The organism is Sphingomonas molluscorum (genome assembly GCF_039522995.1).
GTDB lineage: Bacteria > Pseudomonadota > Alphaproteobacteria > Sphingomonadales > Sphingomonadaceae > Sphingomonas > Sphingomonas molluscorum.
Genome location: NZ_BAAAEL010000001.1, coordinates 171,070 through 191,347, shown reverse-complemented (window position 1 = coordinate 191,347; position 20,278 = coordinate 171,070). Strand labels below are relative to the sequence as shown.

Annotated in this window: 22 protein-coding genes; 10 read left to right on the top strand and 12 right to left on the bottom strand. The window is 70.0% G+C overall.

All coding sequences use genetic code 11. From position 1 onward, the window contains the following. The first annotated feature begins 90 nt into the window (after positions 1-90). Together ABDZ92_RS00995 and ABDZ92_RS00990 are read left to right on the top strand one after the other, a co-directional pair. A complete protein-coding gene (locus ABDZ92_RS00995; protein ID WP_125961986.1) occupies positions 91-501 on the top strand; it encodes a hypothetical protein in 411 nt (136 codons plus the stop codon). Between the two features lie 237 nt (positions 502-738). After that, complete coding sequence (locus tag ABDZ92_RS00990) at positions 739-1,080, top strand: hypothetical protein (RefSeq protein WP_125961987.1); 342 nt, start codon at positions 739-741, stop codon at positions 1,078-1,080. Between the two features lie 55 nt (positions 1,081-1,135). On the opposite strand, the gene ABDZ92_RS00985 is transcribed toward ABDZ92_RS00990, so the two are convergent. Genes ABDZ92_RS00985 through tgt form a run of 4 tightly spaced genes read right to left on the bottom strand, consistent with a single transcriptional unit; the run spans position 1,136 to position 6,353 of the window. Beyond that, the gene (locus ABDZ92_RS00985; protein ID WP_241211978.1) at positions 1,136-2,107 is read right to left on the bottom strand and encodes a cell wall hydrolase; all 972 of its coding nucleotides are present in this window, start codon (positions 2,105-2,107) and stop codon (positions 1,136-1,138) included. Between the two features lie 25 nt (positions 2,108-2,132). Then, entirely contained in the window at positions 2,133-4,979 is a 2,847-nt protein-coding gene (locus tag ABDZ92_RS00980) for a M16 family metallopeptidase (RefSeq protein WP_125961988.1), read from the bottom strand. A 23-nt stretch (positions 4,980-5,002) separates the two neighbouring features. Next, positions 5,003-5,203 (bottom strand): hypothetical protein, encoded by a 201-nt coding sequence (locus tag ABDZ92_RS00975; RefSeq protein WP_125961989.1) that lies wholly within the window; start codon positions 5,201-5,203, stop codon positions 5,003-5,005. Positions 5,204-5,222: 19 nt separating this feature from the next. Continuing rightward, on the bottom strand, positions 5,223-6,353 hold the full coding sequence (tgt, locus tag ABDZ92_RS00970; RefSeq protein ID WP_125961990.1) for a tRNA guanosine(34) transglycosylase Tgt: 1,131 nt from the start codon (positions 6,351-6,353) through the stop codon (positions 5,223-5,225). Positions 6,354-6,464: 111 nt separating this feature from the next. On the opposite strand from tgt, the gene ABDZ92_RS00965 reads away from it, so the two are divergent. Next, the gene (locus ABDZ92_RS00965) at positions 6,465-6,629 is read left to right on the top strand and encodes a hypothetical protein (RefSeq protein ID WP_164521338.1); all 165 of its coding nucleotides are present in this window, start codon (positions 6,465-6,467) and stop codon (positions 6,627-6,629) included. Between the two features lie 241 nt (positions 6,630-6,870). Here the strand turns inward: ABDZ92_RS00965 and pgeF are convergent, their stop codons facing one another. From pgeF to lgt, 4 genes are read right to left on the bottom strand one after another with little or no spacing between them, the layout of a single operon-like run. Then, complete coding sequence (pgeF, locus tag ABDZ92_RS00960; protein WP_125961991.1) at positions 6,871-7,635, bottom strand: peptidoglycan editing factor PgeF; 765 nt, start codon at positions 7,633-7,635, stop codon at positions 6,871-6,873. Next, positions 7,632-8,141, bottom strand: coding sequence for a GNAT family N-acetyltransferase (locus ABDZ92_RS00955; protein ID WP_125961992.1), 510 nt, complete (start codon positions 8,139-8,141; stop codon positions 7,632-7,634). The genes pgeF and ABDZ92_RS00955 overlap by 4 nt, the downstream gene beginning before the upstream one ends. Next, positions 8,138-9,184 (bottom strand): class I SAM-dependent methyltransferase, encoded by a 1,047-nt coding sequence (locus ABDZ92_RS00950; protein ID WP_272695206.1) that lies wholly within the window; start codon positions 9,182-9,184, stop codon positions 8,138-8,140. Before ABDZ92_RS00950 ends, ABDZ92_RS00955 begins: the two co-directional genes overlap by 4 nt. Beyond that, the gene (gene lgt / locus ABDZ92_RS00945; protein WP_125961993.1) at positions 9,181-10,059 is read right to left on the bottom strand and encodes a prolipoprotein diacylglyceryl transferase; all 879 of its coding nucleotides are present in this window, start codon (positions 10,057-10,059) and stop codon (positions 9,181-9,183) included. The genes ABDZ92_RS00950 and lgt overlap by 4 nt, the downstream gene beginning before the upstream one ends. 113 nt (positions 10,060-10,172) lie before the next feature. On the opposite strand from lgt, the gene ABDZ92_RS00940 reads away from it, so the two are divergent. From ABDZ92_RS00940 to phbB, 3 genes are read left to right on the top strand one after another with little or no spacing between them, the layout of a single operon-like run. Then, positions 10,173-12,434, top strand: a complete 2,262-nt coding sequence (locus tag ABDZ92_RS00940) for a xanthine dehydrogenase family protein molybdopterin-binding subunit (RefSeq protein WP_125961994.1) — start codon at positions 10,173-10,175, stop codon at positions 12,432-12,434. After that, entirely contained in the window at positions 12,431-13,438 is a 1,008-nt protein-coding gene (gene hemH, locus ABDZ92_RS00935) for a ferrochelatase (protein ID WP_125961995.1), read from the top strand. The genes ABDZ92_RS00940 and hemH overlap by 4 nt, the downstream gene beginning before the upstream one ends. Before the next feature lie 60 nt (positions 13,439-13,498). Beyond that, positions 13,499-14,221 (top strand): acetoacetyl-CoA reductase, encoded by a 723-nt coding sequence (gene phbB, locus ABDZ92_RS00930; RefSeq protein ID WP_125961996.1) that lies wholly within the window; start codon positions 13,499-13,501, stop codon positions 14,219-14,221. Positions 14,222-14,330: 109 nt separating this feature from the next. Here phbB and ABDZ92_RS00925 read toward each other — a convergent pair whose 3' ends face one another. Beyond that, positions 14,331-14,723 (bottom strand): glycine zipper 2TM domain-containing protein, encoded by a 393-nt coding sequence (locus tag ABDZ92_RS00925; RefSeq protein ID WP_125961997.1) that lies wholly within the window; start codon positions 14,721-14,723, stop codon positions 14,331-14,333. A gap of 164 nt (positions 14,724-14,887) precedes the next feature. Between ABDZ92_RS00925 and ABDZ92_RS00920 the strand changes: the two genes are divergently transcribed. Then, positions 14,888-15,886: an esterase-like activity of phytase family protein gene (locus ABDZ92_RS00920; protein WP_125961998.1), complete on the top strand. Its 999-nt coding sequence runs from the start codon at positions 14,888-14,890 to the stop codon at positions 15,884-15,886. Positions 15,887-15,930: 44 nt separating this feature from the next. Here ABDZ92_RS00920 and rpmB read toward each other — a convergent pair whose 3' ends face one another. Beyond that, positions 15,931-16,233 (bottom strand): 50S ribosomal protein L28, encoded by a 303-nt coding sequence (rpmB, locus tag ABDZ92_RS00915; protein WP_125961999.1) that lies wholly within the window; start codon positions 16,231-16,233, stop codon positions 15,931-15,933. A gap of 183 nt (positions 16,234-16,416) precedes the next feature. On the opposite strand from rpmB, the gene ABDZ92_RS00910 reads away from it, so the two are divergent. Beyond that, complete coding sequence (locus ABDZ92_RS00910) at positions 16,417-16,635, top strand: hypothetical protein (protein WP_125962000.1); 219 nt, start codon at positions 16,417-16,419, stop codon at positions 16,633-16,635. A gap of 98 nt (positions 16,636-16,733) precedes the next feature. After that, positions 16,734-17,162 carry a nucleoside deaminase gene (locus ABDZ92_RS00905; protein ID WP_125962027.1) on the top strand — a complete coding sequence of 143 codons (429 nt, stop codon included), beginning with the start codon at positions 16,734-16,736 and terminating at the stop codon, positions 17,160-17,162. Between the two features lie 202 nt (positions 17,163-17,364). Here the strand turns inward: ABDZ92_RS00905 and ABDZ92_RS00900 are convergent, their stop codons facing one another. After that, on the bottom strand, positions 17,365-18,042 hold the full coding sequence (locus ABDZ92_RS00900) for a YiaD family glycine zipper/OmpA-like lipoprotein (RefSeq protein ID WP_125962028.1): 678 nt from the start codon (positions 18,040-18,042) through the stop codon (positions 17,365-17,367). 157 nt (positions 18,043-18,199) lie between these two features. On the opposite strand from ABDZ92_RS00900, the gene ABDZ92_RS00895 reads away from it, so the two are divergent. Beyond that, positions 18,200-19,507, top strand: a complete 1,308-nt coding sequence (locus ABDZ92_RS00895) for a hemolysin family protein (RefSeq protein WP_125962001.1) — start codon at positions 18,200-18,202, stop codon at positions 19,505-19,507. 20 nt (positions 19,508-19,527) lie between these two features. Here the strand turns inward: ABDZ92_RS00895 and ABDZ92_RS00890 are convergent, their stop codons facing one another. Next, positions 19,528-20,238, bottom strand: a complete 711-nt coding sequence (locus tag ABDZ92_RS00890; RefSeq protein WP_241211980.1) for a helix-hairpin-helix domain-containing protein — start codon at positions 20,236-20,238, stop codon at positions 19,528-19,530. Positions 20,239-20,278 lie beyond the last annotated feature (40 nt).

Sequence of the window (20,278 nt, the reverse complement as noted above, 5' to 3'; positions counted from 1 at the left end):
CTCGAGTCGCCTTCTGTACCGGTCAGTAGGTATAGAGGGCATGACGACGGCACCGCCGTGGACCTGCCCATCCGAACCGAGGGAAGGCCGATGGCGTATCTGACATTCAGCGAGTTGGGCGGCGCTGCCGCTGCGAAGGCGGCGGCGGCTCCCATCGTGCCGCAGGCCGATCCGGTGCCCGTCCAGGCCGGGCTGTCGCCGCTCGAATGGTCGGTCGTGGCGATCGCCCGCAACGAACGCCTGGGAAGCCTTCGCCAGCCCGGTCCGATCCTGACGGCGCTGGGCTCGCTGTTCGGCGCCCGTCCGCGCCTCCCACTCGCCGATCCCAAGCTGGAGGCGCTGCGCCGCCTGTCGGTGCTTGCCTGGCATCGCGGCGACAACCTGCCCAAGTCCGAGATCGCCCGCTTCTTCTCCGCAGGGTTCAGCACGCATCAATTCGAGACGCTGCTGACCAGCATCGGCCGCGGCCGGCTGGCGAGCACGCGCACCCGCGCCGCCTGAGACGCGCACGACTTCCGTTCCCTCCCGACCAGTCCCCCTTGGGCGGTCCGTCTTCCGGCGGGCCGCCCGATTTTTATGCAGGCAGAACGCTCCAACCCGGGGTGGCCGAAGATGAACGATGCCGTCGCACTTGCGACAATCGGCGACACAAAAGCGCTATTGCTGACACGATCCAGCGACGGCGCGGCCCCAAATTGCTTCTCGACCGGACGAAGGTCGGATTTGAGGAGTGTAGCCATGAAGAAGATCGCACTGATGATCGCGGGCCTGGGGATCGCCGCGACCGCGCTGCCCACCGCCGCGAGCGCGGCGCCGTGGCAGAACATCAACCAGCGCCAGGCAACCGTCGAGCAGCGCATCGACCAGGGCGTGCGGAGCGGCCGCCTCGATCGCCGCGAGGCCACTCGCCTCCGCGCCGAGTACCGCCAGATCGCGCAGCTCGAGAATCGCTATCGCCGCAGCGGCGGCGGCCTCTCGGTGGGCGAGCGGCGTGACCTCGACCAGCGGCTCGACCGGCTGATGGCACGCACCAAGTATCAGAAGCACGATCGCCAGGGATATCACGGCCCCCGCCGCTGAGCCCGACGATCACGAACCAGGACGCCTCGCCGGCAACGGCGGGGCGTCGTTCGTTTCAGCGCAACGGCTTGCCCGAGTCCTTCCACCGGTCGAGCACCGTCGATTCCGGCAGCTTGTTTTCGGCCGCGGCCGGCGCCGGAGTGGGTGCGGGGCGCACTTCGGGCGCGTCGGTGCCCGGTTGCAGCGTCGGGGGCGGAGGTGCGCCCGCAGCGGTTTCCGGAAGCGGGAGCGGGTCGAGCGGCGAGGGCAGGTGCGGCCCGGGCGGGGGCTCGCGCCCCGCGTAACGGTCGCTGAACGCATCGGCGGTCCCCCACCAGCCCTTCCAGCGGTGGAAGAAATGCGCCCCGAACGCGCCCGTCATCACCAGCGAGCGGTTCCACGCCGGGGTGACCGCATAGGTGTGATAGTGGGTGGCGAGCCCCACCGGCGCGAACACCGCGCCGCTCAGCGCCTGTGCCGCGACGCGCCGCGCGCGTGCCCAGGCGGCGGGGACGCGCTGCCGGGCCATGGCACCGTCGCAGGCGAAGCTGAACTGGCAGCCGCGCCGCTCCGATCCCTGGTAGACCACGCCGCACACGGTTGCCGGGAAGGCGGGATGGCGCACGCGATTGAGCACCACCTGCGCCACCGCGCGCTGCCCGTCGTCGGGCTCGTTCGCCGCTTCGTAATAGACTGCGGCCGTGAGGCATTCGAGCGCGCGCGCCTGGTCGAGCACGCTGCCGCGCGCGCGAAAGGGCCGGGCGGGCACGATCGACCCGTCTCCCTCCAGAGCGGCGAGCGCGGGAATCGGCAGGTCCGGCAGCGGCGCGGTGCCGGTGGTGCCCGCCTGCGGTGCCGCGAGCGCGCCGGAGAAGGGCGGCGCCTCCGCCTGCGCCGTGCTGCGCGGGGGCAGGGCCATGCGGCGGGCGGCGGCGCGCTGCTGCTGGTCGAGCGCGATGCGCCCCGCATGCAGCGAGAAGGCCAGGGCAGCCGCGGCGACCGCCGTCACCGCGACCTGCCGCCTGCCAATCCGTCCCAGGCGCCGCACCGTCACTCCCTGGCCCTTGCCCCGATCAGCGCGTCAGCTTCGGCGTGTCGAGGTCGAGTGCGCTGGCCGGGATTACCTCCGCCTGCGGGTAGCGCTGGCGAAGCGTGTCCGCGAACTGCTTGGCATCACCGACCACGACGATGCTCGCGCCGGCCGGATCGAGCACCTGCGCCGCCACCTGCTGCACCGCCTGCGCATCGACGCCCTCGATCTCGGCGAGCGCGTTGTCGATCGCGTTCACCGGCTGGCCCGCCAGCACATAGGCGCCGAGCTTGCCCGCCAGCCCGCCACGCGTCTCGACGTCGCGGCTGAAGCCGCCCGAGAGCACCGCCTTGCGAGTCGCGAGCTCGGCGGCAGGCACCGGATCGCGGCCGATGCGGCGCAGCTCCGCGACGATCAGGTCCACCACCTCGGGCGCGGATTCGTTCTTGGTCTGCACGGTCGCGCTGAACGGACCCACGCCACGGTCGCCGGCAAGGGCGCTGCGTGCCCCGTAGGAAAGCCCGCGCTTGATGCGGATTTCCTGGTTGAGCCGCGACGAGAAGCCGCCGCCAAGAACCGTGCTCGCCAGCCGCGCTGCCGGGAAGCGCGGATCGCCGCGCGACAGCGCCGGCCGCGACACCACCACCGCCGCCTGCCCGCTGCCGGGCAGGTCGACGACGACGACGCGCGTCGTCGCTGGAAGCGCCGGCTCCGCCGGTGCCGCCGCGCTTGCGCCGCTTGCCTGCCAGTCGCCGAACAGCTGCTCGGCCATGGCCTGCGCCTTAGCGGGCGTGATGTCGCCGACCAGGATCAGCGTCGCGCGATCCGGCCGCCAGGCTTCGCCATGGGAGGCGACGATCTGCTCGCGGGTGACGCCACGATAGCTGGTTTCCGTTCCGACCTTGCCATAGCGGCTGTCGCCGAACACCGCGCGCGCCGCGACCTTGCCGGCGAGCGAACCGGGATCCGACTGCTCGATCTGGAGCGCATCGATCCACTGGGTGCGGACCCGCTCGATCTCCTTGGGATCATAGGCGGGATTACGGATCACATCGGCCAGGATGCCCATCGCCGGCGCCAGGCCGTTGGTGCCCACCAGCAGCGAGACGCTCGCGCCGTCGTCCTCCGCGTCGGTGTCGAGCGATGCGCCCAGCGCCTCCACCTCCGCCGCGATCTGCGTGGCGGAGCGGGTGCGGGTGCCTTCGGTCAGCAGCTCGGTCGCGAACCAGCTGGGCTCCGGCCGGCGCGTCGGCGCGGAGAGCTCGCGCGTGTCGACCACCATCGTTGCGGCGACCAGCGGCAGGCCGGGCTTGGGTACGGTCACGAGCCGCAGCCCGTTTGCGAGCCGCGTCTCCGTGCGTGCGGGAAGCGCGGCGGTGGCGGCAGGGCCGGGCTGGGGCAGCGGCTTGCGCTCCGCGTCGGAGGCGACCTGATGCACCGCCACGCCCGCGGGGATGGTCAGCGCACGCGTCTCGACGGTCGGGGCGATGCGGATCGAGTCGTCCGCGGGCGCGCCTTCGGCCTGCGGTAGATATTGCAGCACCGCCCCCTGGTTCTCCCCCAGATAACGGCGGGCGACGCGCTGGACCGCGGCGGCATCGACCTTGGCGATCGCGGCGAGCTGGCGGTCGGCGGCGCGGGGATCGCCGTTGACGATCACGCTGTTGGCGAGCGTGAAGGCACGCCCCTCAGCGGTTTCGCGCCGGGCGAGTGCGGCCGCCAGGATCTCGTTCTTGGCCTCCGCGAGTTCGGCGGCAGAGACCGGCGCATCGCGCAGCCGTGCCACTTCCCGCTTCAGCCCGGCTTCGACCGCGCCGATGTCCTTGCCCCCGGCGGCGATCGCATAGGCCGCGAGCACGCCGGTGTCCTTCTTGCTGTCGAGATAGGTCTCGGCCGACTGGGCGAGCTGGTCGCGATAGACCAGCGCCTGGTAGAGCCGCGAGTTGCGCCCGGTCGAAAGCACTGCGTTCAGCACCGCGAGTGCCGCCTGGTCGGGATCGTTGTCGGGCGGCACCTGGTAGCTCAGCACCACCGCCGGAAGGGGCGTGTTCTCGGCATGGACGACGTGCCGCGTGGCCGCGGTGCGCGGCGGCTCCTTCACCGCCACGCGCGGGATCGGCCGGTTCGGCTTGGCGACGGGCGCAAAATACTGGTCGACCCAGCGGTCGAGCTCGGCGGGGTCGAAGTTGCCCGCCACCACCAGCACCGCATTGTCCGGCCGGTAATAGGTCGCGTGGAAGGCGCGGATGTCGTCGATCGTGGCCGCGTCCAGATCCTCGATGCTGCCGATCCCCGGTCGCGCATAGGGGTGGCGGGTGTAGGAGATCATCGGCAGGTAGAAGCCGAACAGCTTGCCATAGGGCTGCGCGAACACGCGGCTGCGCAGCTCCTCCTTCACCACGCCCCGCTCGGAGGCGAAGCTGGTCGGCTCCACGACCAGCGTCGCCATGCGATCGGCCTCGGCGAACAGCAGCCGCTCAAGATGATTGGCCGGCACCACTTCGAAATAGTTGGTGTAGTCGTCGGCCGTCGAGGCGTTGTTGTAGCCGCCCACGTCCTCGGTCAGCCGGTCGAACGCCTCGGACGGCAGGTTGCGCGTCTGCTTGAACATCAGATGCTCGAACATGTGCGCAAAGCCCGATCGCCCGCGCGGATCGTCCTTCGAGCCGACGTCATACCAGACCTGCACCGCGACGTTGGCGGTGGAGGTGTCGCGGATCGCATAGACCCTGAGGCCGTTCGCCAGCGTCCGCTCGGTATAGGCGAGCGGTGCGACCGGGGCCGGTGCTGGTGGCTTCGCGGTCGATGCGGCGGGGGCGTGCTGCCGTGCGGCGGCGGTTGCGGGAACAAGTGCAGTGGCGAGCAGCAGCGCCGCGCGGAAAGGGTGCATCGATCAGCCTTGTGGTGCGCGGGTCAGCGCTTGGTACGGGAGCGGTTTGCGTAGAGCAGCGCGGCGGTGAGCGCCGCCGAGCCGATGCCGACGCCGATGCTGATCGGAACGGCGGGCCAGCGCTTGGGCCGCTCGATATCGGCGGTTTCGGCCGCGGCTTCGCGCACGCGCTTGGCGTCCTTGCAGGCGGCCTCGACTTCGTTGATCGGGTGCGTGTCGGTCATTGCTCTTCTCCGAGTACGATCATCCGCGACTGGAATAGCGCGTCCGGAAGTCGTTGGCGAACATGGATAAGCTGCCCGCCGCAATTGCCGCGCGCAGGTCCGCCATCAGCCGCTGGTAGAACCACAGATTATGCTCGGTCATCAGCATCGCCCCCAGGATCTCGCCCGCGCGGACCAGATGATGGATATAGGCGCGGCTCCACCCGGTGCAGCTGGGGCAGGGGCATTCGGGATCGAGCGGCCCCGTGTCCTCGGCAAAGCGCGCGTTGCGGATGTTGATTGGGCCGGTGCGGGTGAACGCCTGGCCGGTGCGGCCCGAGCGGGTCGGCAGCACGCAGTCGAACATGTCGACGCCGCGCTCGACCGCACCGACGATGTCGTCGGGCTTGCCAACGCCCATCAGGTAGCGGGGCCTGGCCGCGTCGAGCTGGCCGGGCGCATAGTCGAGTACGCCGAACATCGCCTCCTGGCCCTCGCCGACCGCGAGGCCGCCGATCGCATAACCGTCGAAGCCGATGTCTTTCAGCGCATCCGCCGACTCTCGGCGCAACTCCTGATCGAGCGCGCCCTGCTGGATGCCGAACAGCGCCGCACCCTCGGCATGGGCGCCGCCCGAATCGAAGCCGTCGCGGCTGCGCTTCGCCCAGCGCATCGAGCGCTCCATCGCGCGCGCCTGCACGTCGCGGGTGGCGGTGGTCGGCACCAGCTCGTCGAACGCCATGACGATGTCGGACCCGAGCAGCCGCTGGATCTCCATCGAGCGTTCGGGGCTCAGCAGATGGCGCGAGCCGTCGAGGTGGCTCTTGAACTCGACGCCGTCCTCGGAGCGCTTGGTGAGCTCGGACAGGCTCATCACCTGATAGCCGCCGCTGTCGGTCAGGATCGGCCGGTCCCAGCCCATGAAGCCGTGTAGCCCGCCCAGCCGGTGCACGCGCTCGGCGCCGGGGCGCAGCATCAGATGATAGGTGTTGCCGAGCAGGATGTCGGCGCCCGAGGCACGCACGTCCGCGGGTTTCACGGCCTTCACGGTGGCGGCGGTGCCGACCGGCATGAAGGCAGGGGTGCGGATGGTGCCGCGGCGCATCGCGATCTCGCCGGTGCGGGCGCGGCCGTCGGTCGCGTGGATGGTGAAGTCGAAACGAGGGGACATGCCCGCCTGATGCCGCCGCGCGCCGCCGCTGTCGAGCCGCGATCACGCTTCCCGTGCCGGGAGCGTCGGCCGCTCCGGTGCGTTTCGACGCGTGAGGAAGAGGAGCATGCCATGGCCGAACAACCCCTGTCGCCCGGCGACGACGCCGCACCCGGTACGCCCGGCACCGGCGAGAACCTCTGCCCACGCTGCAGCGGCAGCGGGCAGATCAACGGCGCCGAATGTCCGGAATGCGAGGGCTCCGGTAAGGTGATCGAGGGGATCGGCGGCGGGTGACTACCTTTCGGCAGTGCGAAAGGATGCCAGCCTTAGCTGGCATGACGAAGAAGGGGCGGGGCGGCTGCGTTCATCACCAACGCCGCTCCCCACCCGTTCGCTTCGAGTAGCCGTCGAGCTTGTCGAGACGGCGTATCGAGAGGTCGGCCGTTGTGGCTCTCTCGATACGGGCTCTCGACAGGCTCGATCCCTGCTCGAGACAAACGGGTAGCTGTATGTCGATCCGGTCTGGAGGGTAGCCTCACTCCAGCCCGATGATCGCGATCTGCCGGCCGTAATCGGGCTCGCCGCGGTGGGTCGCGCGGCGGTAGCTGAAGAACCGTTCCGGATCGGCATAGGTGTCGAGCCCCAGCGCCTCGATCCGGCGCACGCCGGCGCTTGCGAGCCGGTGGACGACATAGGCCTCCAGATCGAACTGGGCGTGGCCTTCTCGCGTGTCGGTGAAGAAGCGTTCGTTCTCCGGATCGGCTTCGGCGAAGCGGCGAACGAAATCGGCATCCACCTCATAGCTGACGCGCGCGATGCAGGGCCCGACCGCCGCGGCGATCCGCTCCCGCCTGGCGCCCAGCTGCTCCATTGCCGCCAGCGTGGAGTCGGTGACGCCGCCGATCGCACCCTTCCAACCCGCATGCGCAGCCCCGACGACACCCGCCTCCCGATCGGCGAGCAGCACCGGCGCGCAATCCGCAGTGAGAATGCCGAGGGCGAGGCCCGGCCGGTCCGTGACCAGCGCGTCGGCGTGCGGGCGCAGGGCCTGCTCGAACGACTGCGTCACCACGACCGCGTCGGCGGAATGGACCTGGAACAGCGTCACCAGCTGCGCACCCGGCAGCACGGCCTCGGTCGCGCGGCGACGGTTCTCCGCCACCACTTCGGTGGCGTCCTCGGAGCCGAGCCCCACGTTCAGCCCGGCATGGATGCCGCTCGACACCCCACCGCGGCGGCCGAGGAAGCCGTGCGGCACGCCTGCCAGCGTGGCGGCGCGGATCACTTCGGGATGGTTCACAGATCCAGGCTCCAGATTCGGTCGTCGTCGACCTTCTCGCCGACGACGAATTCATAGCGACCGACCTCGACGAAGCCGTAGCGCGCGTAGAAGCGCTGGGCGCGATGGTTGTCGACGTAGACGCTCAGCACCAGCCGGTCGGCGCCCTGGGCGCGGGCGGTGGCGAGCGCCCAGTCCATCAGCGCTGGCGCCACGCCTTCACCCTGCCAAGGGCCGAGCACGTACAGCTGGTGCAGCTCGACGGTCCGCGCACCCCAGTCGCCCGGGAAAACGACGGGGCCCAGCTTGGCGAAGCCGGCGATCGCGCCGCCTTCCGCCTCGGCCAGCCGCATCTTGTAGGCCGGATCCGACAGATGCGAAGGCAGGCCGTTCTCGCCGAAGGTGGCGTCGAGGAACGCAGCCAGATCAGAGGCGCGGTAGAGCGTGCCGAAGGTGTCGCAGTAGCAGCGCTTCGCCATCTCCGACAGCGCCGGCCCGTCCGCCGGCAGCGCGTCGCGCAGGATCATGCGAACCCCGCCGGCGCCGGCCAGTCGGGCGCGGTGACGGCGATCGCCTTGAACAGCTCGCCCATCTTGTCGGGCGCGACCAGCCGCTGGCGATCGTCGGCGATCTGCTGCGCGCGCTCCGGGCTGGCGAGCGCGAGCGTCGCCACCCGCGCGTCGATGCCGAGCGCGGTCAGCCAGAACCCCTGTTCGAGCGGGCCATATCCCTTGGCGTCCTCGACCCGTGCGGCCTCCAGCAATGTCCCGAAGTCGACATGGGCGGTGAGGTCCACCTCGCCAGGCGTGTCGAACGGATTGGCGAATTGATGCTCGCGCACCGCCTGCAGCGAGTCGCCGATCGCGGGCCCGGTGTAGCCATAGTCGATCACCAGCGCGGTGCCGCCCTGCGCCACCAGCCGCTTCGCCAGCTGGCGCATCACCGCGACGGCGGCGGGCGCCGTCTCCAGGATCGAGCCCGGGGGTGCTTCGCGCAGCGCCTCCGGCACGATCGGGTCGAAGCCGGTGGTGCCGGCGATCGGCAGGAACAGCGTGTCCTGGCAGGCGACCAGCCGCTCGCGCCAGCCCTCCGCGGTCTTGATGAGTTGCCGGATGGGAAGGGCGTCGAAGAACTCGTTCGCCACCACCAGCAGCGCGCCGTCGTCGGGAACCCCTACCAGGTCGACGTGCCATTCGGCGTCGGGCACGCGCTCCTTCTGCGCGGCGCGCAGCGTGGCGCTCGTCTCGATGAAGTGCACCTGCGGCTTGAGCCCTGCGCTCGCCATCGCCCGCAGCGCGTCGGCCGCGAGCGTTCCCCGGCCCGGCCCGAGCTCGACGTAGCGGGCAGGGGGGCGCCCGGCGCGGTGCCAGGCGTCGGCAAGCGCCAGCCCCACCAGTTCGCCGAACATCTGGCTGACTTCGGGCGCGGTCGTGAAGTCGCCGCGCGCGCCGAGCGGATCGCGGCTGTTGTAATAATGGGCGTTCGCCGCGCCCATGAACTGCGACAGCGGGATCGGCCCGCCCAGCGTGATCGCGCGGGCGAGCCGATCGGGAAGCGACCCCTCGCTCAAGCGACGCTCTCCGACCCCGCGATCGGCTCGATGCGCTGGCGACGCCCATTGGCGGTGGCGATCAGGTAGATGCCGCCCGCGATCATCGGCAGCGTCAGCCACTGGCCCATGTGCAGCCCGGTCTGCCGCGCGAACTCCATCAGCTGCTCGTCGGCCTCGCGGAAGAACTCGACGAAGAAGCGGCTGAGGCCGTAGCCCAGCAGGAACCAGCCGACGAGCTTGCCCGGCTGATAACGGGCGTTGGTGCGCCAGAACAGGAACCAGAGGAGGGCACCGAGGAGGATGCCCTCGAGCCCCGCCTCATAGAGCTGGCTCGGGTGGCGCGCCGGATCGAGGCCGCCGGCCACGGTGTTCGGAAACACGATGCCCCAGGGCACGTCGGTCGCCTTGCCCCACAATTCGCCGTTCACGAAATTGGCAAGCCGGCCGAAGAACAGTCCGAACGGTGCGCAGCACGCGACATAGTCATGGATGCGCAGCCAGTTCAGCTTGTGCTTGCGCGCCATCAGCAGGATGCCGATCGACGTGCCGACCACGCCGCCGTGGAACGACATGCCGCCGTCCCACAGCCGCAGGATCCGCCACGGATCGGACCACATGTCCTCGCCGTAGAACAGCACATAGCCGATGCGCCCGCCCAGGATGATGCCGAGCGTCGCATAGAAGACCATGTCGTCGGCATGGCGGCGCGCCATCGGGGCGCCCGGCTGCGCAAGCAGCTTCAGCAGGTACCACCAGCCGACCAGGATGCCGGCCAGATAGGCGAGCGAATACCATTTCAACGTGAAGAAGCCGAGGTCGAGCGCCACGGGATCGAGCCCCAGCTGGTCGAACCGGATGTGGCCGCCGGCGGCGGCAAGCGTCGAAAGGATCAAGTCGAAGGCTCCGGAAGTCTTTGCGCTGCTGGTACGCCGCTCGCCCCGAAAACCCAAGCGCGGAAGCGCAGGCCGGCTGGCGCCGGCTTTCGCCGGGCGATAGAGCGGCGGCCATGGCTTTGGATGCAGTGTCGCGCGCGGCCCCTTCGGCAACGGGATTGACCCGGCGCAGGCTGCTGGTCGGCGGCGCGGCGGGGGTGGGGCTGGTGGTCGGCTGGGCGCTTTGGCCACGCGACCACGCCGTCAACCTGACGGCGGCCGAGGGCGAGACGATCTTCGGCCCCTGGATCAAGATCGGCGCGGACGGGCAGGTGACCGTCGCGGTGCCGCAGGCCGAGTTGGGACAAGGCGTGTTCACCGCGCTGCCGCAGATCGTCGCCGACGAGCTGGGCGCGGACTGGCGCACCGTCGCGGTCGAGCCGGCACCGATCAACCCGCTCTATGCCAACCGGCTCGCGGCATCGGTGCTGTTCGAGGATGCGCTGGGCGACCTGCCCGAACGGGTGCGCAGCCGTCACGCCGAGGCGCAGACGCTGATGCTCACCGCCGCCTCCACCTCGGTCCGCGCGTTCGAGGGCGAATTGCGCAAGGCCGGGGCTGCGGCCCGGATCCTGCTGTGCAAGGCGGCGGCGCGCCGCTGGGACGTGGACTGGCACAGCTGCGCCACCCTAGACGGCTTCGTGATCGCGGGCGGGCAGCGTGAGCGGTTCGGCGCGCTTGCGGCGGATGCGGCCGACGAGCGGCTGCCGAGCGGCGACCTGCCGCTGCGCGCCGGCGAGGAGAAGCGGCTGACCGGGGAGTCGCTGCCCCGCCTCGACGCGCCCGCCAAGGTCGACGGCAGCGCCAATTTCGCGGGCGACATCCGCCTGCCCGGCATGGTGTTCGCGGCCATCCGCCAGGGGCCGATCGGCGACAGCCGGCTGGTAGGCGTGGACCGTGCGGCCGCCGATCGCGTGCGCGGCGTCTCCGCGGTGGTGGAGAACCCGAACTGGGTCGCCGCCGTCGGAGAGACCTGGTGGGCCGCCAATGCTGCGCTCGATGCGCTGGCCCCCCGCTTCGAGACGCGCAGCCCGCTGGTGGACAGCGAATCGATCGACGCAGCACTCGACGCCGCCCTCGATGGGGAGGGCACCCGCATGGCGCGCGCCGGCGATCTGGCCGCGACCTTCAAGGACGCACAGGTCGTCACCGCCGACTATCGCGTGGGGGCGGCGCTGCACGCCGCGATCGAGCCTACCACCGCTACCGCCGCCTGGCGGGACGGGCGGCTGACCCTGTGGATGCCGACCCAGGCGCCGGCGCTCGCACGCGCCGCGGCGGCGCGGACCCTGGGCATCGGCGAGGAGCGCGTCGTGCTGCACCCGACGATTGCCGGCGGCAGCTTCGGCGCGAACCTGGAGCATCAGGTCGCCGAGCAGGCAGCGCTGCTGGCTCGGCGCCTGGAAAAGCCGGTGCAGCTGACCTGGTCGCGCAGCGAGACCTGCCTGCATGATCGGTACCGCCCGCCGGCCGCCGCCCGCATGACGGCGCGGCTGGCAAAGGGTGGCGGGGTGGCGGGCTGGCTGTGCAAGATCGCGGCCCCCGCGGTCGGTCACGCGCTTTCCCAACGCCTGCTTGCCGACGACACCACCGCCCGCGCGGCCATGCTGCTGCCGCAGGGCGGCGACACGCTGGCGGTGGAGGGGGCGGTGCCCGCCTATGCGATCCCTGCGTTCGCGGTGGACCACCACCCGGCCGAGATCGGCGTGCCGGTCGGCTACTGGCGCTCGGGCGCGCACAGCTACACCGCCTTCTTCAACGAATGCTTCATCGACGAGCTTGCCCATGTCGCGGGCATCGAGGCGCATTCCTTCCGCATCGCCATGCTCGGCGGCAACCCGCGACTGGCGCGGTGCCTCTCCACCGTCGCGACGCTCGGCGGATGGCAGGGCGGGATCCCCGGCAGCGGCCAGGGGCTCGCCTGCCACCAGATGCGCGGCTCCTTCATCGCGGTGATGGCGGAGGCGCGGATGGGTGCGGACCAGCGGGTGAAGGTCGATCGCCTGGTCGCGGCGGTGGATTGCGGGCGGCAGATCAACCCGGACCTCGTGCTCCAGCAGATCGAGGGCGGGCTGATGTTCGGAATGGCCGCGGCGCTCGGCGCCACCACCGGCTTCACCGACAATCTGGCCGATGTGCGCGGCTTCGGTGCGATGGACCTGCCGCGGCTCGCCGACACGCCCGAGGTGTCGGTGGAACTGATCCGCAGCGATGCGGATCCGGGCGGGGTGAGCGAACTCGCGGTGCCGCCGGTCGCACCCGCCATCGCCAACGCGGTGATGGCCGCAACCGGCGTTCGCCTCCGCCGCCTTCCGCTGCTACCGGAGGAAGAATGACGCCGCCTGCGGATCATCCCGCCATTCCCCAGCCCCGGATCGGCGTCCTGCTGATCAATCTCGGCACGCCCGACGCGCCCGAGCCGCGGGCGGTGAAGCGCTACCTGGGCGAGTTCCTGTCCGACCGACGCGTGGTGGAACTGCCGGCGATCGCGTGGCAGCCGATCCTGCGCGGCATCATCCTCAACACCCGCCCAAAGAAGTCGGCGCACGCCTATAGCCAGGTGTGGACGGAGCAAGGCTCGCCGCTCGCCGCCGTCACCCGCGCGCAGGCGGAGGGACTGAAGGACGCCTTCGGCCCCGAGGTGCTGGTCGACTGGGGCATGCGCTACGGCAATCCGGCGATCGGCGAACGGCTGCGCGCGATGAAGGCCGCGGGATGCGAACGCATCCTGCTGGCACCCCTCTATCCGCAATATTGCGCAGCAACGACCGCGACCGCCAACGACAAGGCGTTTGCCGCGCTCGCGCAAATGCGCTGGCAGCCGGCGATCCGGACGCTGCCGCCCTATCACGATCATCCCGCCTATATCGACGCGCTGGCGCAGACGGTGCGGGAGGATCTGGCGAAGCTTTCCTTCACCCCCGACGCGATCGTCGCCAGCTTCCACGGCATGCCGCAGCGGACGCTGGAACTGGGCGATCCCTATCACTGCCACTGCCAGAAGACCGGCCGGCTCCTCTCGGAAGCGCTGGGGATCGAACTGGTGGTCGCGTTCCAGTCGCGCTTCGGCCGGGCCAAGTGGCTGGGGCCGGCGACCGACGACACGCTGGCGGCGCTCGCCCGGGCCGGCAAGCGGCGGGTGGCGATCGTTGCCCCGGGCTTTTCAGCCGATTGCGTGGAAACGTTGGAGGAACTGGCGATCCGCGGACGCGAGACGTTCGAAGAGGCGGGCGGCATCGATTTCGCCTATCTCCCGTGCCTCAACGCCGAGCCCGCGGGCTTGCGGATGCTGCGCAGCATCCTTGCAGCGGAGCTTGCAGGCTGGCTGCCCGCCGCCTAGCCTGACGGGGAAGCGGGCGGCCTCTTTTTGGCGCCCGCAACTCGGATGGAGAGCAAGGTCATGGCACGGGTAGCGATTGTAACCGGTGGCACGCGCGGCATCGGCGAGGCGATCAGCCTGGCGCTCAAGGAAGCGGGCATGACCGTCGCCGCCAACTATGCCGGCAACGAGGAAAAGGCGAAGGCGTTCACCGAGCGTACCGGCATCGCCGCGTTCCGCTGGGACGTGAGCGACTATGATGCCTGCCAGCAGGGCGTCGCCGAGGTCGAGGCGGCGCTGGGGCCGGTCGACGTCGTCATCAACAACGCCGGCATCACCCGCGACGGCACCATCCTGAAGATGACGGCCCAGATGTGGGACGAGGTGATCCGCACCAACCTGGGGGGCTGCTTCAACATGGCAAAGGCCGTGTTCCCCGGCATGCGCGAGCGCAAATGGGGCCGCATCGTCAACATCGGCTCGATCAACGGCCAGGCCGGCCAATATGGCCAGGTCAATTATGCGGCGGCGAAGTCGGGCATCCACGGCTTCACCAAGGCGCTGGCGCAGGAAGGCGCGCGCTTCGGCGTGACCGTGAACGCGATCGCACCCGGCTATATCGATACCGAGATGGTGGCAGCGGTGCCGGCGGACGTGCTGGAAAAGATCGTCGCCAAGATCCCGGTCGGGCGCCTCGGCCAGGCGCATGAGATCGCGCGCGCGGTCGCCTTCCTCTGCGCCGAGGACGGCGGCTTCATCACGGGCTCGACGCTGTCGATCAACGGCGGCCAGCACATGTACTGATCCGGGAGGGCGGGCTTCCTCCCCCCCCCCCTTACGGCCGAACGAAAAAGGGCCGGTCCATCGCTGGACCGGCCCCGGCTCCCGATACACTACAGGGGAGCGAAATCCGTTAGCGGCAGCGACGCGGGCTGTCCGAACGGTCGATCGCACGACCGGCAACCGCGCCGACTGCACCACCCAGCACCGTGCCGAGCAGGCGATCTCCGCGACCCGCAACCTGGTTGCCGAGCAGGCCGCCTGCGACCGCGCCGATCACCGTGCCGCCGTCGCCATTGTCGCAGCGACGATAGTTGCGGTTGTTGTAGTAGCGGCGGTCATTGCCGCGATAGCTGCGGCGGTCGTACCCGCGGTCATAGCGGCGGTCGTAGCCACGGTCGTAGCCGCGATCATAGTGGCGATCACCGTAATAGTGGCGGCTCTGCGCGACCGCCGGAGCGGTGGGAACCAGCGCGGTGAAGCCCATGGCGAGGGCGGCGCCTGCGAGAGAAAGCTTCTTGAACATCGGTCGTCTCCCAACTCGAACTTTTCCGTCAGCGGCGGGATTGCCCGTCGTCGATGAAGCCCTTTTGGCCGAGTCGCCTTGAGCCGAGCCTGAATGCGCTCGTTATCGGAGGTTCATGCGCGAAACGGCTGTCGCGATGCCGAATCGCCGCTTAAGGCCGGCGTATGCGTATCGCTTCCGTGGTGCTCCTGACGCTGGCGTTGGTGCCGAGTTGGACGGGTACCATCCCCCGCCAGATCCTGGGCAAGCACCCGAACGTGACTGCGCGGCAAGTGCCGCTGCGTGCGGGCGACCCGCAGGATAGGCGGGTGGGGGCGCTCACCTATCTGGGCGGCGTCCAACTCACCAGCCGCGACCGCGCCTTTGGCGGCTTCTCCGCCCTGCGCGTCGAGGGAGATCGGTTCACGCTCCTCAGCGATTTCGGGTCGGTCGTTCGCTTTCGAATGGGCGCCGACTGGCAGGTCACGGAGCCGGAGTTCCTGTCGCTCCCCGGCGGCCCCGGCACCGGCTGGGAAAAGCGCGACCGCGACAGCGAATCGCTTGCGGTGGATCCGGCGACGGGGCGCCTGTGGGTAGGCTTCGAGCGCGCGAACGCGATCTGGCGCTACTCGGCCGATTTCCGCGCCGCGGAGCGATACGTCCGCCCAAGGGCGATGGCCAAGTGGCCCAACGCCAGCGGACCGGAAGCGATGGTGCGCCTGCGATCCGGGGCGTTTCTGGTGTTCAGCGAAGGTGCGCGCAACCGGAAGCGGCGGGAGATCGGCTTCGACGCGATCCGATTCGCAGGCGACCCGACGGTGCACTCGGACCGCGGCTTTCACTTCCGTTACCTGCCGCCCAAGGACTATGCGCCCACGGACGTGGTGGAGCTCGCCGACGGACGGCTGCTTATGCTGCATCGTGCGGCATCGCTGCGGAAGGGGTTCACCGCCATCCTCTCCGTTATCGAACCGGAAGCGATTCGGCCGGGGGCAATGGTGCAGGGGCGGGAGATCGCCCGGCTGGCGGACGACGTGATCCACGACAATTACGAGGCGCTGGCAGTCACGCATGAAAAAAACGCGACCATCCTGTGGCTCGCGTCCGACGACAACCAGATGTGGATCGAGCAGTCGCTGCTCTTGAAGTTCCGGCTGGACCTTCCGCCCGCAGGCGGAAGGTAGCAGGATCAGGCCGCCCGTCCGCCCGAAGGGGACAGGCAGCTAGATCAGGCCGCCGCCTCGGTGGTGGTGGCGATCTTCTTGGCGATCTCGCGCTTCAGGCGACGAACGCGCAGCGACAGGTCGGTGTCGCGGGTCTTGAGCAGCCAGTTGTCCAGGCCGCCGACATGCTCGACCGAGCGCAGGCCGTGCGTCGACACGCGCAGCTTCACGCCGCGCTCCAGCGCGTCCGAAAGAAGCGTCACGTTCTGCAGGTTCGGCAGAAAGGTACGCTTGGTCTTGTTGTTGGCGTGGGAAACGTTGTTACCCACCTGCCGGCCCTTGCCGGTCAGCTCGCAAATGCGCGACATGCGTTGGTTCCTGGTTACGGCAATGGTCGGGGCAACTGCCCCGGGAAAGTCGGCGCTAGTAACGGCAGAGGCGCGCCGCGTCAACAGCGCCCCCGCGGACTGACGTTGCGCAGCGTGCAACCGCCCGCCGCCTGCGCGCGTTATTCCGGCAGCGAATCCTTTTGGCAACCGGGGAATCCTTTCATGCGCGCGATCCTCTTCATCCTCGGCCTCGTCGTCCTGCTGCTGATCGGCGCGATGATGCTTGGCCTGGTCAGCATCGACATGGTCCGTCCCGCCGCCGTCCAGGCGCCCAAGTTCGAAGCGGACGTGGGCCGTGTGGACGTCGGAACCGAGAACCGCACCGTGCAGGTGCCGACCCTCGACATCCAGCGCGCCGACAACACGCAGGCGGCGCAGTAACCGCCACCCAACGGCCGGGGTGTCTCGCACCTTGGCCGCTGGCGTAAGGCCTTCGGGCGGGCCATGACGCGGCCATGGCCTTTCCGCTTCCCGAACCCATGCGCCTGGCGCTCGACGCGGCGCGCGCTGCTGCCGAGACGGGCGAGGTGCCGGTGGGCGCCGCGCTGCTCCGGAACGGTCGCGTGCTGGCGGTTGCCGGCAACGCGCCCCGCACGCTCTGCGACCCGACCGCGCACGCCGAGATGCGGGTGATTCGCGCCGCCGCCGCGGCCCTCGGGCGGGATCGGCTGGAGGATTGCGATCTGTGGGTGACGCTGGAGCCCTGCGCGATGTGCGCCGGCGCGATCGCCCACGCCCGGATCGCGCGGGTCTATTACGCCGCATCCGATCCGAAGGGCGGCGCCGTAGAGCACGGTCCGCGCTTCTTCGCGCAACCGACCTGCCACCACCGGCCGGAAATCTACCCAGGCATCGGCGAGCGCGAAGGCGCGGCGCTGCTGCGCAATTTCTTTGCGGGTCGGCGGTAACCGCGAGACCAGCCAGGATCTGCACGCCCACCGCGACGTCGGGAGGGGCCGGCACAGCAAAACGCCCGCCGAAGCTCGACGGGCGTTTCGCAATCACCGTGCTTCTGCGAAAGCAGGAGCCCAGGGTTTCGGGCGCTTTCCTGTATTGCCCTGGGCTCCTGCCTCCGCAGGAGCAGTGGCTGGGGATAGAACCCGGGCCGCCTTAGCGGACCTCGTCCTGATTGATCGGCACGATCTTGATCTCGACGCGCCGATTCGCGGCGCGGCCGGCGTCGGTGTCGTTGCTGGCGATCGGCTGGGTCTCGCCAAAACCGCGGGTGCCGATTCGCGCGCTCTGCACGCCGTGGGTCGTGAGATAGCCGGCGACGGCCGAGGCGCGGCGCTCCGACAGCGTCTGGTTGTACGCGTCCGACCCGTTCGAATCGGTGTGGCCGTACACGTCGATGTAGGTCTGGTTGTACTGCGACAGCACGTCGGCGACCTGATCCAGCGTCGGCTGGAACTGCGGCTGCACGGTGGCGCTGTCATAGGCAAAGGTGATGCCGGACGGCATGTTCAGCAGCAGATCGTCGCCCTGGCGGACCACCTGCACGTCGGTGCCGGCGGTGCGCTGGCGCAGCTCGCGCTCCTGCCGGTCCATGTAGTTGCCGATCGCAGCCCCTGCGATGCCGCCCAGGCCCGCGCCGACGATCTTTTCGGTGCGGTCGTTATGTCCGCCGACCAGGTCGCCCAGCAGATAGCCGCCGAGCACACCGCCGACGCCGCCGATCGCTGCCTTCGAAATCGTGCGCTGGCCGGTTTCCGGGTCCGTCACGCACGCGCTGGTCAGCGTCATCGTGCCCAGCGCGCCTGCCAACATCAGCTTCGACACACTCCGCATCATGCTCCTCCGTCTGCAATTTCGTGATTTGATCTTGTTTCGGTGAACACCGACCTGGACAGGATTGTTCCGCACGCGATTTGAACGCGGGCTGACCGAAAGCCTGAGGATGCGGTTGTCGGGGCCGCACCATTGCGGCTAAGCGTTGGGCAGAACAATGACCCAGTTCACCCCATTTCCGTGGATCGACGTCGCGATCATTCTCGCGCTGGTCCTCCTGAACGGCGTCTTCGCCATGTCCGAACTCGCGATCGTGTCCGCACGGCCCGCCCGGCTGGAGGCGCTGGCCCGCGCCGGCGGCAGGGGAGCGGCCACCGCGATGCGGCTGGCGAGCGATCCGGGCAAGTTCCTGTCCACCGTGCAGATCGGCATCACCCTGATCGGCATCGTCGCGGGTGCCTATTCGGGCGCGAGCCTGGGTGGTCCGGTGGGCGAGCGGCTGAGCGCTTGGCTCGGCCTCGCGCCGGAGACCGGCGAGACGGCGGGCTTCGCGATCGTGATCGGGCTCACCACCTATGCCTCGCTGGTGATCGGCGAACTGGTGCCCAAGCAGTTCGCGCTTCGCTCGCCCGAGCCGATCGCCGCCATCGTTGCGTTGCCGATGCATTACCTGTCGAAGCTGACCGCGCCGCTGGTCTGGCTGCTCGACACGACGACCGGCCTCGTCTTTCGGCTGCTGCGCCTCGATCGCGAGACGGAGAACCGCGTCACCGCCGAGGAACTGCAACTGCTGGTGGCCGAGGCGACCAAGTCCGGCGTGATCGAGGAGCATGAGCGCTCGATCATCTCCGGCGTGGTGCGGCTGGCGGACCGGCCGGTGCGGGAGATCATGACGCCGCGAACCGACGTCGATTGGCTCGACCTGGACCTGGAGCCGGAGAAGCTGCGCGCGGCGCTGGCGGAGACGCCGCACACCCGCTTGCCCGTCGCCGAAGGCTCGATCGACAAGGTCGTGGGCGTGGTGCAGGCGCGCGATATCGTTGCGGCGACCATGCGCGGCGAGGCGCTGGACCTGCGCCGCCTGATGCATGTTGCGCCGGTGCTGCCCGATCAGGTCGATGCGATGGACGCGCTCACCGCGTTGCGCGGTGCCGATGTGCCGATGGGCCTGGTCCACGACGAATACGGCCATTTCGAAGGGCTGGTGACGCCTGCCGACCTGCTCAAGGCGATCGCCGGCGAGTTCGCATCCGACGCCGAGCCGGGCGACACGCCCAACGTCATCGCGCGGGAGGATGGCACCCTGCTGGTTTCCGGCCAGCTCTCGGCCGACGCGCTGGCCGAGCGGCTGGGGATCGAGCTGCCCGAGGATCGCGACTATGCGACGGTCGCGGGTCTCGCCCTTGCGATCCTCAAGCACCTGCCCGAGGAGGGCGAGCACTTCCTCGAGCAGGGCTGGCGCTTCGAAATCGTCGACATGGACGGGCGCAAGATCGACAAGCTGCTGGTGTCCGCCGCGGCCTGACCCGCGGCGGCTTCAAGAGTTCAGCCGAGCTTCCCGAACTTCGCTTCATAGCCGGCACGGTCGCCCGCCGCGAGCAGGTGCGCCTGCTCGACCCAGCGATCCCGCGCCATCCGGCCCTGGAAGGTGCCGAGCGACGCATCGATCCGGTCGGCCTCGGCCGGGCTGAGCGCTGCCAGGTCGGCGATGCTCGTGATCCCCATCTCGGCGAGCTGCGCGGCCACCTTAGGGCCCAGGCCCTTTAGCGTCGTGAGGTCGCTTGCCGCCGTCGCAGGGACGGGCGCGGCAGCCGGGACCGCGCTGACAGGCTGAGCGCTCGGCGTGGCTGCCAGCTCCGCAGGTGCGGGCGAACTCGGGGAAGCGATCGGCTCCGCGGGTGCCGGCGGAGTCGCGCGAGCGGCGGGCGCGGGGTGCTGCGGTTCCTGCACAGGCTGCGGCGCGGGGGCGGGGAGGTCGGTCGGCTCGACCGGCGCGCGCCGCTCGGCTGCGATGGCTGCGCCCGGTGCGTCCGGATCGGCGACCGCGGCGCCCGGCGCCTCACGCCGGCTTTGGCCGATCGCATCCAGCTCGCGCTCGGCGGCGCGGCGCTTGGCACGAAGCCGCATTCCCCACAGGATCGCGATGACGATGATCGCCGCAAAGACCGCGATCACCACCAGATGGGTGACGGTGATGGGCATCATCTGGTCCGCCGCCCCTACGACGGTCTGGCGGGATTGTTCGGCTTCTTCCATGCGTACGCCTCCGGCCGGCCAAACCGCGGCCGGAGGCAGA